At 71.2% G+C, this 12,413-nt stretch carries 11 protein-coding genes; 4 read left to right on the top strand and 7 right to left on the bottom strand.

The window, feature by feature from the left end; genetic code table 11:
• Positions 1 to 46: 46 nt before the first annotated feature.
• The 4 genes from SMA5143A_RS06545 to SMA5143A_RS06530 all read right to left on the bottom strand — a co-directional run bounded on the left by SMA5143A_RS06545 (position 47) and on the right by SMA5143A_RS06530 (position 6,099).
• Positions 47 to 1,012, bottom strand: coding sequence for a CopD family protein (locus SMA5143A_RS06545; protein WP_107461974.1), 966 nt, complete (start codon positions 1,010 to 1,012; stop codon positions 47 to 49).
• A gap of 333 nt (positions 1,013 to 1,345) precedes the next feature.
• The gene (locus SMA5143A_RS06540) at positions 1,346 to 2,812 is read right to left on the bottom strand and encodes a CoA transferase (protein WP_107461973.1); all 1,467 of its coding nucleotides are present in this window, start codon (positions 2,810 to 2,812) and stop codon (positions 1,346 to 1,348) included.
• 146 nt (positions 2,813 to 2,958) lie between these two features.
• Positions 2,959 to 4,476, bottom strand: coding sequence for a S8 family peptidase (locus SMA5143A_RS06535; protein ID WP_181361762.1), 1,518 nt, complete (start codon positions 4,474 to 4,476; stop codon positions 2,959 to 2,961).
• Positions 4,477 to 4,563: 87 nt separating this feature from the next.
• Positions 4,564 to 6,099, bottom strand: a complete 1,536-nt coding sequence (locus SMA5143A_RS06530) for a S8 family serine peptidase (RefSeq protein WP_107461971.1) — start codon at positions 6,097 to 6,099, stop codon at positions 4,564 to 4,566.
• Positions 6,100 to 6,487: 388 nt separating this feature from the next.
• On the opposite strand from SMA5143A_RS06530, the gene SMA5143A_RS06525 reads away from it, so the two are divergent.
• The 3 genes from SMA5143A_RS06525 to moaA all read left to right on the top strand — a co-directional run bounded on the left by SMA5143A_RS06525 (position 6,488) and on the right by moaA (position 9,632).
• Positions 6,488 to 6,844, top strand: a complete 357-nt coding sequence (locus tag SMA5143A_RS06525) for a DUF485 domain-containing protein (protein WP_107461970.1) — start codon at positions 6,488 to 6,490, stop codon at positions 6,842 to 6,844.
• The gene (locus SMA5143A_RS06520) at positions 6,841 to 8,466 is read left to right on the top strand and encodes a solute symporter family protein (protein ID WP_055539948.1); all 1,626 of its coding nucleotides are present in this window, start codon (positions 6,841 to 6,843) and stop codon (positions 8,464 to 8,466) included. The genes SMA5143A_RS06525 and SMA5143A_RS06520 overlap by 4 nt, the downstream gene beginning before the upstream one ends.
• Before the next feature lie 176 nt (positions 8,467 to 8,642).
• Positions 8,643 to 9,632 carry a GTP 3',8-cyclase MoaA gene (gene moaA / locus SMA5143A_RS06515; RefSeq protein ID WP_107461969.1) on the top strand — a complete coding sequence of 330 codons (990 nt, stop codon included), beginning with the start codon at positions 8,643 to 8,645 and terminating at the stop codon, positions 9,630 to 9,632.
• An 11-nt stretch (positions 9,633 to 9,643) separates the two neighbouring features.
• Here the strand turns inward: moaA and SMA5143A_RS06510 are convergent, their stop codons facing one another.
• Together SMA5143A_RS06510 and SMA5143A_RS06505 are read right to left on the bottom strand one after the other, a co-directional pair.
• Positions 9,644 to 9,883 carry a hypothetical protein gene (locus SMA5143A_RS06510; protein ID WP_107461968.1) on the bottom strand — a complete coding sequence of 80 codons (240 nt, stop codon included), beginning with the start codon at positions 9,881 to 9,883 and terminating at the stop codon, positions 9,644 to 9,646.
• 208 nt (positions 9,884 to 10,091) lie between these two features.
• A complete protein-coding gene (locus tag SMA5143A_RS06505) occupies positions 10,092 to 10,478 on the bottom strand; it encodes a DUF3099 domain-containing protein (protein WP_099968655.1) in 387 nt (128 codons plus the stop codon).
• 247 nt (positions 10,479 to 10,725) lie between these two features.
• On the opposite strand from SMA5143A_RS06505, the gene SMA5143A_RS06500 reads away from it, so the two are divergent.
• On the top strand, positions 10,726 to 11,004 hold the full coding sequence (locus SMA5143A_RS06500; RefSeq protein WP_107461967.1) for a GlsB/YeaQ/YmgE family stress response membrane protein: 279 nt from the start codon (positions 10,726 to 10,728) through the stop codon (positions 11,002 to 11,004).
• Between the two features lie 75 nt (positions 11,005 to 11,079).
• On the opposite strand, the gene tyrS is transcribed toward SMA5143A_RS06500, so the two are convergent.
• Positions 11,080 to 12,348, bottom strand: a complete 1,269-nt coding sequence (gene tyrS / locus SMA5143A_RS06495) for a tyrosine--tRNA ligase (RefSeq protein WP_107461966.1) — start codon at positions 12,346 to 12,348, stop codon at positions 11,080 to 11,082.
• Between the last annotated feature and the right edge of the window lie 65 nt (positions 12,349 to 12,413).

The raw sequence follows: 12,413 nt of genomic DNA, 5'->3' as shown, positions 1-12,413 counted from the left end.
GCTCGCCCACCGCCGGTACTCACCCTCTGCCACCCGGCATCGACACTCACCAGCGGATCGGTACCGGCAGCGCGGTGAGCAGGCCCGACATCGCCACGACCGCACCCAGGACCACCAGTTCCGCGCGGGCGGGGCCGCAGGCGTCCAGCGGGTCGGTCACATGGCGCAGCCGTAGCCGGGCCCGCAGGGCGAGCGCGGCCACGGCGGCCATGAGGAGCACCTTGGCGAGCAGGGCCCGCCCGTACGCCGTCTGCGTCAGCTGGTCGAGGACCGTGCCCGGCGGCATCCGCCGGAGCGTGCTCCACGACCCGGTGGCGGTCACGGCGGCCAGCAGAACGGCGGCCACGCGCGCGTACAGGCCCAGCAGCGCCGCGCCCGCCCCCGCCGTCGCGCGCCACGCGCGCGTGCCCAGGGTGCGCAGGACGGACAGCAACCCGCCCGCCCACAGGGCCGCGCACAGCAGATGGGCGAACGTCAGGGCCGTGCCGACGAGCGGGCCGTCCTCGACGGTGGGGTGCGCCCGCAACGCCTCCGCGACGCCGATCGCCGTCAGCGGCACCACCTGGGTGAGCGGGCGGCGGGACCGGGCGCACGGGGCCACCGCCGCGAACGCGTTGACCTCCAGCAGGGCGAGCCGGCCGTCCCGCGTGGCGTAGAGGCCGCCGACGTCGATGTCGGCGGGGGAGTCCGGCACCAGGTTGCCGGTCGCCACCACCGAGGCCAGCCCCAGCGCGGCCACGCAACCGGCGGTCGCCGCCCCCGCCGCCCAGCCCTGCGGCATCTGTGGGGGGCCGCCGGGCACCCGTCGGGCCAGCCACACGACGAACAGCTCGCCTGCCGGTACGCACAGCGCGGCCAGCAGTACGGTCCGCAGAAGAGCGATCCCGCCCGCCCCGGGAGCCACCGCCTCACCGGTGCCGTCCAGTGCGAGTCGTGGCCCGAACAGCGGGATGAGCGCGCCCACGGCCACCAGGAGAAGCAGCCCGACCGCCCGACCGGCCCCCATCGGCATCCACCCCACGGACCGCGACCCGCAAGGCCGTTCTCCGGCTCCACCGGAGGGCCGTTCCCCGGCGCCCGCGGAGGGCAACCGCCCTGTCTCCTCCGCCCCGCTCTCCTCCGCTCTCCGTCTCGTCAGGCTCACCCCCGAAAAGTCCCCCGGTCGCACCGGAACTGGGCAAGTGCCGGAAAACCTCCGGCAGTTCGACATTCCACCCATCCGTACGACCCGAGGCGGCCGCTCTCTCAGGACGGCGCACGCGCAGAGAAGCACCAGGGCGGCGCCCGCCTCAGACGCGCGCCGTCTCCTCGCGCCCTCACACCACCGCTGTCCGCACCGGGCGCCTCACCCCCACCTCGCCCCGTCCACTCCCCAGGGCCCCGGCGGCCGAGCCCAGTCACCGGGTCCGCCCTCGAAGGACACCGGCGGCAGCGCGTACCGCAGCCGTCCGACGGGACTGTCCCGCTCGGCGAGCCGGCCCTCCGCCGCGTCGAACGCCTCGCTCCCACCGCCACCGCCACCACCACGCCGCGCCTCTCCTTGCGGCGCCTCCCCACGCCGCGCCGCACTCTCCAGGAGCCACGCCGCCGTCCGCGCCAACGACAGCCGGACGACCCGCCCATGACCGTCCGCCGACCCCTCGGTGAGCGACCGCAGCACGGCCGCCGCCAGCAGATACCCCGTTCCGTGGTCGAGGGCCTGCGCGGGCAGCGCGCCCGGACGCTCCGCCGAACCCTCGACCACGGCGATCCCGGTCGCCACCTGGACGAGGCTGTCGAAGCCCCGTCGCCCCGCCCACGGCCCGTACGAACCCCACGCCGACAGCTGCGCCACGACGAGGCCGGGGCGTCGGGCGAGCAGGGCCTGCGGGGAGAGGCCGAACCGGTCCAGCGCGCCCGGCCGGTACCCGGTGACGACGACGTCCGCGCCGGCCAACAGCTCCTCGAAGTCGCGCCGGTCGGCGGCGCGGGTCAGATCCAGTGCCGTCGACCGCTTCCCGAAGCCGGTGTCGATGTGCTGGTCGGGGAGTTCGGGCGTCCCCGGCGGGTCGACGCGCAGCACGTCCGCGCCCAGCAGGGCGAGCGTGCGGGTGGCCACCGGGCCCGCGATCACCCGGGTCAGGTCCAGGACCCGGACGCCGGCGGCGGGCAACAGCGGAGCCCCACCTGACGAGACCGAAACCGCGGCCACCGCCAGATCCGCCGCCGTGTCCGCCCGGTCGTGCTCGACGAGCGGCCCGGCCGCCACCGCCGCGGCCTGGTCGTGCGCCGCCCACTGTTCCGGCGTCCGCAGCGCGACCGCGAGACCCCCGGCCGCGTACACCGTCTCCTCGATCTCCAGCGACGACCGTTCGGCGAGCGCCGCCCCGACGGCGGCCGCGTCACCCTCGGGCAGCCCCAGCGCGGACAGCAGGCGCTCCCGGTGGTGCGGGTAGTTGGCGTGCGTCCGCACCCAGCCGTCCGCCGTGCGCCAGAAACGCGACAGCGGCGCGAAGGCGACCGGTGCCCGCCCGTCGATCAGCAGATGCCGCTCGCTGACGAAGGCCGTGGCCACCGCCCCGTCGTCCACCCGTACGCGGGGCACCTCCGTGAGCCCGGCCCGCAGCGCGCCCAGCTCGGCGGCGGCCAGCGCGCACACGCCCGCACAGGCCCGCGCCAGCTCCCGTACCGGGAGGCGCGCGGGCAGCGCCTCCTCCCGTACGACCGTCGACACCCGTGGCAGCAGGCCGGGTTCGCCGCCCAGCGCCGCCCACGCCGACGCCAGGCTCACGTCCATGCCCGCACCTCTGCCCCCGCTCATGCCCGCACCCATGTCTGTCATGGGCCCACTGTGCGGTGTTGACGGGATCAACACGGGTATCGGGGCAGCTAGCGGAAGGGCCGGGCGGTACCCGACCGCCCGGCCCTGACGCTCCCCGGAGGAGAGCTTCGCCTTGCTGACCTTTCGTTGGTGACCTTCTACTTGGTGACCGCGTCCAGCGCGTCCGCCGTGCCGAAGCCGTAGAAGCCGTTGTAGTTCTTCGGCCCCTCGCACACCGCGTCGGCCTTGCCGTCACCGTCGAGGTCGTACGGGTCCGTGCACGGGGTCGCGTCGGCCTGCGCGTACAGCAGGGCCTTCACGAGCGGCGCCGGAGCGTACGGGTGCGTCGACTTGATGAGGGCGGCGACACCCGCGACGTGCGGGGACGCCATCGACGTGCCCGCCATGTACCCCCACCGGCCGCCGGGCAGCGGGCCCAGGATGAGGCCGCTGGTGGCGGGCGGCGCGGGGGTCTGCAGACGGGTCGAGTCGCCGCCGGGCGCGGCGATGTCGATGACGCCCAGACCGTGGTTGGAGAACGACGACTTGACGCCCTTCGCGCCGGTCGCGGCGACCGTGACGACACCGGGCAGCTGGGTCGGGATGTCCAGGCACTTCGACGGGTCGATCACCCGGTCCGCCGGCGTCGTGTCGTTCGGCGACGTCGGGTCGGTGATCTCGTCGGCCGAGAGGTCGTAGTTCTCGTTGCCGGCCGCCGCGACGTTGACCGTGCCCTTCTTCTCCGCGTACCGCGACGCCCGGGTGATGGCCTCGACGAGCGCCTTCTGGTCCGGGTCGTTCTTGCAGTTGAAGTACCAGGGGTCGGTGTAATAGCTGTTGTTCGTGACGTCCACGCCGTGCTCGGCGGCCCACATGAAGCCGCAGACCACGGCCTCCGTGTAGAAGAAACCGGCCGTCGTGGACACCTTGATGCCGGACACCTTCACGCCCGGTGCCACACCGGTGACGCCGACGCCGTTCTTGGCGGCGGCGATCTCTCCGGCCACATGCGTGCCGTGTGGGCTCTCCGTGGGCCCCGGCCGCCAGGCGCCGTCGGTCGTGTCGGGCTTGCCCGAGACACAGTTGACCGACGCCTTGCGGTCGAAGTTCGGCGCGATGTCCGGGTGGGTGTCGTCGACGCCGGTGTCGATGACGGCGACCGTGACGTCCGGGCTGCCCAGGGACACCTCGTGGGCCTTGTCCGCCTTGATGGCCGGCAGGTCCCACTGCAACGACTCCAGCGGGTCCTTACCCTCCGCCGCGTCGGCGGCCGCGATCTCCTCGGCGGACAGCACCTTGGGGGTGCCGACATCGGTGGTGGACTGCGCGGGCAGCGGCGCGGTGCGTGTGGCACCGGCCGACTCCACGCCGCGCACCCGGCGGATCGCGGGCGCGAAGTCGGCGTTCGCCGAGTGGACGACGATGACGCCGATCCTGTCGTACGACGTCACGATCGTGCCGCCCGCCTCGGTGATGGCCTTCTTCACCTTGGCGGACGGTCCGTGACCGGGGCGGACGTTGACCACGTAGCTGAGCTGTGTCGCGTCGGCCGCGGCCCCGGCGGTCACCTCTGCCGCCGAGGCCGTGGCGCCGGGTACGACGACCACCGCCGTCGCCAGGGCCATCCCCAGGGGGATCGCCGCCAGGCGACGCGAGCGCTTACTGAGCGCTGTCATGCTGTCTCCAGTTCGTTTCGCGTGATGAGCGGTACGAGCTGTGCGGGAACCGTTCCCCTCGGGGTGCCGGTCCGCCCCGGTGCTGGGTTACTTGACGGCCTTCAGGGCGTTGACGATGCCGTGCCCGTAGAAGCCGTTGGCGCGGGGACCGCCCTCACAGACGGCGTCCGGCGTGCCGTCGCCGTTCTGGTCGTACGTCGTCGGGCAGGCCTGCTTGTCGGCCTGGGCCTTCATCAGCCACTGCAACTGCTTCGGGGACGCCCACGGGTGCGTGGACTTCAGCAGCGCGGCCACGGCGGAGGCGTGCGGCGCCGCCATCGACGTGCCCTGGAGGAAGCCGTACTTGCCCTCCGGCATCGTGGACAGGATGCGGCCGTCCTTCGACGGGGTGTCCGGCAGCTGGTAACGGCGGTCGCCGCCCGGCGCCGCGATGTCGACCACGCCGTTGCCGTACGTCGAGTAGTACGACTTCTCGTTCTTCACGCCCGTCGCGCTCACCGTGACGGCACCCGGCAGCTGGGTGGGCACGTCGAAGCACTCGCTCGGGTCGATCGTGCGCGGGACCGGAGTGGTGTCGTTGGGGCTGGTGGCGTCCGCGATCGCGTCGGAGGCCAGGTCGTGGTTGGAGTTGCCCGCCGACGCCAGGTTCAGCGTGCCCTTCTTCTGGGCGTACAGCTGGGCCCGGTTGACCGCGTCGACGATGGCCTTCTGGTCCGGGTCCTCCATGCAGTTGTAGAGCCACGGGTCGACGTAGTAGCTGTTGTTCGTGATCTCCACGCCGTGGTCGGCGGCGAACACGAACGCGCAGACGACGCTCTCCGCGTAGAACAGACCGCTCTTCCTGTCGGTCACGTTGATGGCGGAGACCTTGACGCCAGGAGCCACACCGGCGACACCTATGCCGTTGCGGGCCGCGGCGATCTCACCGGCCACGTGCGTGCCGTGGTAGTCGTCCACGGTGTACGGCCGCCAGGCGCCCTCGCTGGTGTCCGCGACACCCCCGTCGCAGTTCGCCGACTGGGACTTGGAGAAGTTCGGCGCGAGGTCCGGGTGGGTGTCGTCGACGCCGGTGTCGATGACGGCGACCGTGACCCTCCTGCTGCCGTCGTTGATCTTCGCGGCCTTGTCGGCGCCGATCGAGCGCAGGTCCCACTGGTCGGCCTCGAGGGGCTCGGCGTCGGGGATGTCGGCCGAGGCGGCCTTCACCTTCGCGGCCTCCGCGTCCGTCAGGAAGTCGACGGCGCCCTCGTCCGTCGTCCCCGCGGGCGCCAGCGGCGCGGTACGGGTGAGACCGGCCGACTGCACACCGCGCGTCGCACGCATCGTCGCGCCGAACTCGGGGTTGGTCGAGTGGACGACGATCACACCGATCCGGTCGTACGTGACGACGACCTTGCCGCCCGCCGCGGCGATCGCCCTCTCCACCGAGGCGATGGTGCGCCGGTCGGTGCGGGTGTTCACGACGTACGAGAGGTTCGGGCCCTCCACGGTCGCGGTCGCGGTGGCGGGTGCGGCGAGCGGCGCCGCCGAGGCGACACCCGGCAGGAAGCCAAGTGAGGCGGTCAGCGAGAGAGCGACCGGTACCGCGAGCGCGAGCCGACGGCTGGAGCGCAGATGAGCCATGGGGTCTCCACATCATCCTCAAAGAAACCGGCCCAGGGCACACGAGTGCCTGGGCAGGTACATGACTTGGTGGTGCGCCCCGAAGCTATCCCCCGCCGTCCCTGGCCAGCAATGACTTGAGGAGACCCCGGGCGAAGTAGAGGGGTATCCCTTATCGACACGCCTGTGTCGATCCGTCGCCGAATCGATTTTCGAAAGAACGACAGACGGTTGAACCGGTCCTCTCGTGCCGCCGTGACGTTGAGCAGGGAGCCCGAGCACGATCGTGCGCCCCATCACCGCTAGGAACAGAGCCGACCAGATGTCCGTAATCGACCCGTCCCCCGATCCGACGGCGAAATCGTCCCCATCCACCGTCGCGACCGCGGCGGATACGCGAGGAGACTCCGTGGCAACCGACGCACCGCCCCCCGCGAAGGCAGAACACCATCTCCCCTCGGCCGAGGAGTTCACCGCGGTCCAGGAGAGCGCCGAGTTCGGTGAACTGCGCCGCTCCTACCGGTCGTTCGCCTTCCCGCTGACCGTCGCCTTCATCGCCTGGTACCTGCTGTACGTCCTGCTCTCCAACTACGCCGGCGACTTCATGGGGACCAGGCTCCTCGGCAACGTCAACATCGCCTTCGTCCTCGGCATCGCCCAGTTCGTCACCACGTTCCTCATCGCCTGGTGGTACTCGCGGCACGCCGCCGCGAAGCTCGACCCCAAGGCCGAGGCGATCAAGTCCCGGATGGAGGGCGGCGCATGAGCCCCGTTCAGCAGACAGTCCTCGCGGCCAACGAGGCCAGCGAGCACCGGCCGCTCATCATCACCCTGTTCGGGCTGTTCGTCCTCGCGACGCTCGCCATCACCGTCTGGGCCGGCCGCCAGACCAAGGACGCCGCCGACTTCTACGCGGGCGGCCGCCAGTTCAGTGCCTTCCAGAACGGCCTCGCCGTCTCCGGCGACTACATGTCCGCCGCGTCGTTCCTCGGCATCGCGGGCGCGATCGCCCTCTTCGGCTACGACGGCTTCCTCTACTCCATCGGCTTCCTGGTCGCCTGGCTGGTCGCCCTGCTCCTGGTCGCCGAGCCCCTGCGGAACTCCGGCCGCTACACCATGGGCGACGTCCTCGCGTACCGCATGCGCCAGCGCCCCGTGCGCACCGCCGCCGGCACGTCCACGATCGTCGTGTCGATCTTCTATCTGCTGGCCCAGATGGCGGGCGCTGGCGTCCTCGTCTCCCTGCTCCTCGGCATCACCTCCGACGCCGGCAAGATCCTGATCGTCGCCCTCGTCGGCGTCCTGATGATCGTCTACGTCTCCATCGGCGGAATGAAGGGCACCACCTGGGTTCAGATGGTGAAGGCCGTGCTGCTGATCGGTGGCACGCTCCTCATTACGTTCCTGGTGCTGCTGAAGTTCAACTTCAACATCTCCGATCTGCTCGGCACCGCCGCCGAGAACAGCGGCAAGGGCGCCGCCTTCCTGGAGCCCGGCCTCCAGTACGGCGCGACCGGCACCTCCAAGCTGGACTTCATCTCCCTCGGCATCGCCCTCGTCCTCGGCACCGCCGGCCTGCCGCACATCCTGATCCGCTTCTACACGGTGCCCAACGCCAAGGCCGCCCGTAAGTCCGTCAACTGGGCCATCGGCATCATCGGCGGCTTCTACCTGATGACCATCGCCCTCGGCTTCGGCGCCGCCGCGCTGATCGACCAGAAGGAGATCATCGCCTCCAACCCGTCGGGCAACACGGCCGCACCCCTGCTCGCCCTGCATCTGGGCGGCGTCGACTCGGCCTGGGGCGCGATCCTGCTCGCGACGATCTCGGCGGTCGCCTTCGCGACGATCCTCGCCGTGGTCGCCGGCCTCACCCTCGCCTCGTCGTCGTCCTTCGCGCACGACATCTACGCCAACGTCATCCGCAAGGGGAAGGCGTCCGGCGCCGAGGAGGTCCGCGCGGCCCGCTGGGCGACCGTCTTCATCGGCATCGTCTCCATCGGCCTCGGCGCCCTCGCCCGCGACCTGAACGTGGCCGGCCTGGTCGCCCTCGCCTTCGCGGTCGCTGCCTCCGCCAACCTGCCGACCATCCTCTACAGCCTCTTCTGGAAGCGGTTCACCACCCAGGGCGCGCTGTGGTCGATCTACGGCGGTCTGATCGTCGCCGTCGGCCTGGTGCTGTTCTCGCCCGTCGTCTCCGGCGACCCGAAGGCGATGTTCCCGGACGCCGACTTCCACTGGTTCCCGCTGAAGAACCCCGGCATCATCTCCATCCCCTTCGGCTTCCTCATGGGCTTCCTCGGCACCGTGCTCTCCAAGGAGAAGCCCGACGAGGCCAAGTACGCCGAGCTGGAGGTCCGCTCCCTCACCGGCACCGGCGCGCACTAGCCCCGCCGGGAGCCACCGCACCGCGCGTGCGCGCCCGCGTCGCGAAGGGGTCGTCGTAGGGATCTACGGCGGCCCCTCGCCGTGTCTCGTGGGATCGGGCCTGTGATGTCCTCACGGGTGTCACGTAGGCTCGCAGGTGTCAGGGAACGACTGATCCGGCGCGGGAGGGGGCCCACGTGCTCATCGACACCTATGGCCGAGTGGCCACCGACCTCAGGGTCTCGCTGACCGACCGGTGCAATCTGCGCTGCACCTACTGCATGCCCGAGGAGGGGTTGCAGTGGCTCGCCAAGCCCGACCTGCTCACGGACGACGAGATCGTCCGCCTCATCGACATAGCCGTCACCTCCCTCGGCATCACCGAGGTCCGCTTCACCGGCGGTGAGCCGCTGCTGCGCCCCGGCCTGGTCGGCATCGTGGAGCGCGTGGCGGCGCTGGAGCCCCGCCCTCAGATGTCCCTCACCACCAACGGCATCGGCCTGAGGCGCACGGCGACGGCCCTGAAGGCGGTGGGCCTGGACCGGGTGAACGTCTCCCTGGACACCCTGCGCCCCGACGTCTTCAAGACCCTCACCCGGCGGGACCGCCACAAGGACGTCCTGGAGGGCCTCGAAGCGGCCCGCGAGGCGGGCCTGACCCCCGTCAAGGTCAACTCGGTCCTGATGCCCGGCCTCAACGACGACGAGGCCCCGGACCTGCTCGCCTGGGCCGTCGAGCACGACTACGAGCTGCGTTTCATCGAGCAGATGCCGCTGGACGCGCAGCACGGCTGGAAGCGCGACGGCATGGTCACCGCCGGCGACATCCTCACCTCCCTGCGCACCCGCTTCGACCTGACCCCCGAGGGCCAGGAGGAGCGCGGCTCGGCCCCGGCGGAGCGCTGGCTCGTCGACGGAGGCCCGCACCGGGTGGGCGTCATCGCCTCCGTCACCCGCCCGTTCTGCTCCGCCTGCGACCGCACCCGCCTCACCGCGGACGGCCAGGTCCGCACCTGTCTGTTCGCCCGCGAGGAGACCGACCTCCGGGCGGCTCTGCGCTCGGGTGCCCCCGACGAGGAGATCGCCCGCATCTGGCGTCTGGCGACCTGGGGCAAGAAGGCGGGCGCCGGCCTGGACGACCCGTCCTTCGTCCAGCCCGACCGACCGATGTCCGCGATCGGAGGATGAGCGCTCCGCGCCTACGAGGCGCGGTCCTCCCACTCCTTCAGCGTGACGACGTCCTTGAGGAACCCGCGCACACCGAGGAACTGGGACAGATGCTCCCGGTGCTCCTCGCACGCGAGCCAGGTCTTGCGCCGCTCCGGCGTGTGCAGCTTGGGGTTGTTCCAGGCGAGCACCCAGACCGCGTCGGCACGACAGCCCTTGGCTGAGCACACGGGAGAGGTGGGTTCGGAACCGGGGACATTGAGGATGTTCACCCGTCGACCCTAGTCGCACAAAAGGCGACGCCGAGCAGCCACGGGGGGAGCTGCCCGGCGTCGGTCTGTCGCTCCGACGGGGGATGCGGAGCGCGTACGAAGTATGTCACGGGTAAGCCTCTGCCCGGCACAGGAACTACATGATTGATCTGAGCTTTTCTTGAGGTTCGTGGTCGGAGGGATTCCGCTTCGAGCGGCTCCCCGGTGCTCAGGCCCGCTCGCGCGGCTCACTGCGGTGACGGCCCGCGGAGTCCGCCGGGTCGTCTTCCGAGAAGGATTCCGCGGACCCCTCGGCGGGGGGCGGCGTGATCATCGGCCGCACCGGCGGGGCGATGAACGTCGACGGCAGCGAGGGTGCGTTCTCCCGGCCCGCGTTGGCGATCACCACGGCGATGTACGGCAGGACCATTCCGAGCACCAGTGCGACGATCGCGACGTGCCGTTCGACGTTCCAGAGGACCGCCGCGGCGATCACCGCGAGCGTGCGGACCGACATCGAGATGACATAGCGCCGCTGCCTGCCCCGGACGTCGTCGGCGAGTCCCTGCCGGGCGCCGGTGATCCGGAAGACCTCGACATTGCTCTGCTTCCGCATCGCGTTCCACCACCCGCCTGTATCGGACGCTCCCCGGCCCGTTGTCCTGCCGGTCCCGCACGGTGCACGGCGGGCCGGTCCCTGTCCACGGTACGCCGCGCCTGCGCCGCCTGGGAGACCGGGTCTCCTGCCGACAGGACGGGACGAAATGCGCCGCCCCGCGTAGGGCACCGCCCGACATGCGGCGTAGAGGAGGCGGGCCGACACTGGCCGTACAGCTCACGTCGAGCCGTACGAGGAGGCAGCCATGGGCTGGTTGTGGGCGATCATCGTGGGCCTCGTGCTGGGCCTGCTGGCCAAGGCGATCATTCCGGGCAAGCAGCACAGCCCGCTCTGGCTGACGACGATCTTCGGCATGCTGGGCGCCGTCGTCGGCAACGCCATCGCGCGGGGCTTCGGTGTCGAGGAGACCAAGGGCATCGACTGGAGCCGCCACATCTTCCAGGTGGTCGCCGCGGTGGCCATCGTGTACCTGGGTGACAGCCTCTACATGTCGACGGTGGGCAAGAGGAAACACCAAGCCTGAGAGACGCCCGCCGCGCGAAAAGGGGCGTGAAGGCCGAGCGACCCCGCGGTCGCTCCGCCCCCACGCCCCTCAGCTTCAGGCCCCGGTCACCTCGACGGCGGCCAGGTTCTTCTTCCCACGCCGCAGCACCAGCCACCGCCCGTGGATGAGGTCCTCCGCCGTCGGCACGGCGTCCTCGGCGGTGACCTTCACGTTGTTCACGTACGCCCCGCCCTCCTTCACAGTGCGCCGCCCCGCGGACTTGCTGGGCACCAGGCCGACCTCGGCGAAGAGGTCCACGACCGGCGCCAGCTCGGCCACCTTGACGTGCGGCACCTCGGACAGGGCCGCGGCCAGCGTCCGCTCGTCCAGCTCCGCCAGCTCACCCTGGCCGAACAGCGCCTTCGACGCGGCGATCACCGCGGCCGTCTGATCGGCCCCGTGCACCAGCGTCGTCAGCTCCTCGGCCAGCGCGCGCTGCGCGGCACGGGCCTGCGGCCGCTCCTCCGTCTGCCGCTCCAGCTCCTCCAGCTCCGCACGGGACCTGAAGGACAGGATGCGCATGTACCGGGTGATGTCCCGGTCGTCCACGTTCAGCCAGAACTGGTAGAACGCGTACGGCGTCGTCATCTCCGGGTCGAGCCAGACGGCGCCGCCCTCGGTCTTGCCGAACTTGGTGCCGTCCGCCTTGGTCATCAGCGGCGTCGCCAGCGCGTGCACCTCGGCGCCCGGCTCCAGCCGGTGGATCAGGTCCAGGCCGGCCGTGAGGTTGCCCCACTGGTCGCTGCCGCCCTGCTGGAGCGTGCAGCCGTACCTCCGGTAGAGCTGGAGGAAGTCCATGCCCTGGAGGATCTGGTAGCTGAACTCGGTGTAGCTGATGCCCTGGTCGGACTCCAGGCGGCGGGCCACGGAGTCCTTCGTCAGCATCTTGTTGACGCGGAAGTGCTTGCCGATGTCCCGCAGGAACTCGATCGCGGACAGCCCCTCGGTCCAGTCGAGGTTGTTGACCATGACGGCCGCGTTCTCACCCTCGAAGGACAGGAACGGCTCGATCTGGGCGCGCAGCCTGCCGACCCAGCCGGCCACCGTCTCCGGGTCGTTGAGCGTGCGCTCCGCCGTGGGGCGGGGGTCGCCGATCAGACCCGTCGCACCGCCCACCAGCGCCAGCGGCCGGTGACCGGCCTGCTGGAGCCGGCGCACGGTGAGCACCTGCACCAGGTGCCCGACGTGCAGGGACGGCGCGGTCGGGTCGAAACCGCAATAGAACGTGACGGGACCGTCCGCGAGAGCCTTGCGCAAAGCGTCCTCGTCGGTGGACAGGGAGAACAGCCCCCGCCACTTCAGCTCGTCGACGATGTCCGTCACGGTTCTCGTGTCTCCTCGATGATCTTCGGATGGTGGCCGGCGGCCGAGGGGCGGCCGACCACGAA

Source organism: Streptomyces sp. MA5143a, assembly GCF_900290235.1.
In the GTDB taxonomy this organism is placed as follows: domain Bacteria; phylum Actinomycetota; class Actinomycetes; order Streptomycetales; family Streptomycetaceae; genus Streptomyces.
This window is presented reverse-complemented; position numbering and strand designations above follow the sequence as displayed.

Excerpts from the sequence above, each read along its gene's own strand:
- SMA5143A_RS06545 (WP_107461974.1), bottom strand. The coding sequence starts at position 1,012 with ATGCCGATGGGGGCCGGTCGGGCGGTCGGGCTGCTTCTCCTGGTGGCC.
- SMA5143A_RS06540 (WP_107461973.1), bottom strand. The coding sequence starts at position 2,812 with ATGGGTGCGGGCATGAGCGGGGGCAGAGGTGCGGGCATGGACGTGAGC.
- SMA5143A_RS06535 (WP_181361762.1), bottom strand. The coding sequence starts at position 4,476 with ATGACAGCGCTCAGTAAGCGCTCGCGTCGCCTGGCGGCGATCCCCCTG.
- SMA5143A_RS06530 (WP_107461971.1), bottom strand. The coding sequence starts at position 6,099 with ATGGCTCATCTGCGCTCCAGCCGTCGGCTCGCGCTCGCGGTACCGGTC.
- SMA5143A_RS06520 (WP_055539948.1), top strand. The coding sequence starts at position 6,841 with ATGAGCCCCGTTCAGCAGACAGTCCTCGCGGCCAACGAGGCCAGCGAG.
- SMA5143A_RS06505 (WP_099968655.1), bottom strand. The coding sequence starts at position 10,478 with ATGCGGAAGCAGAGCAATGTCGAGGTCTTCCGGATCACCGGCGCCCGG.
- SMA5143A_RS06500 (WP_107461967.1), top strand. The coding sequence starts at position 10,726 with ATGGGCTGGTTGTGGGCGATCATCGTGGGCCTCGTGCTGGGCCTGCTG.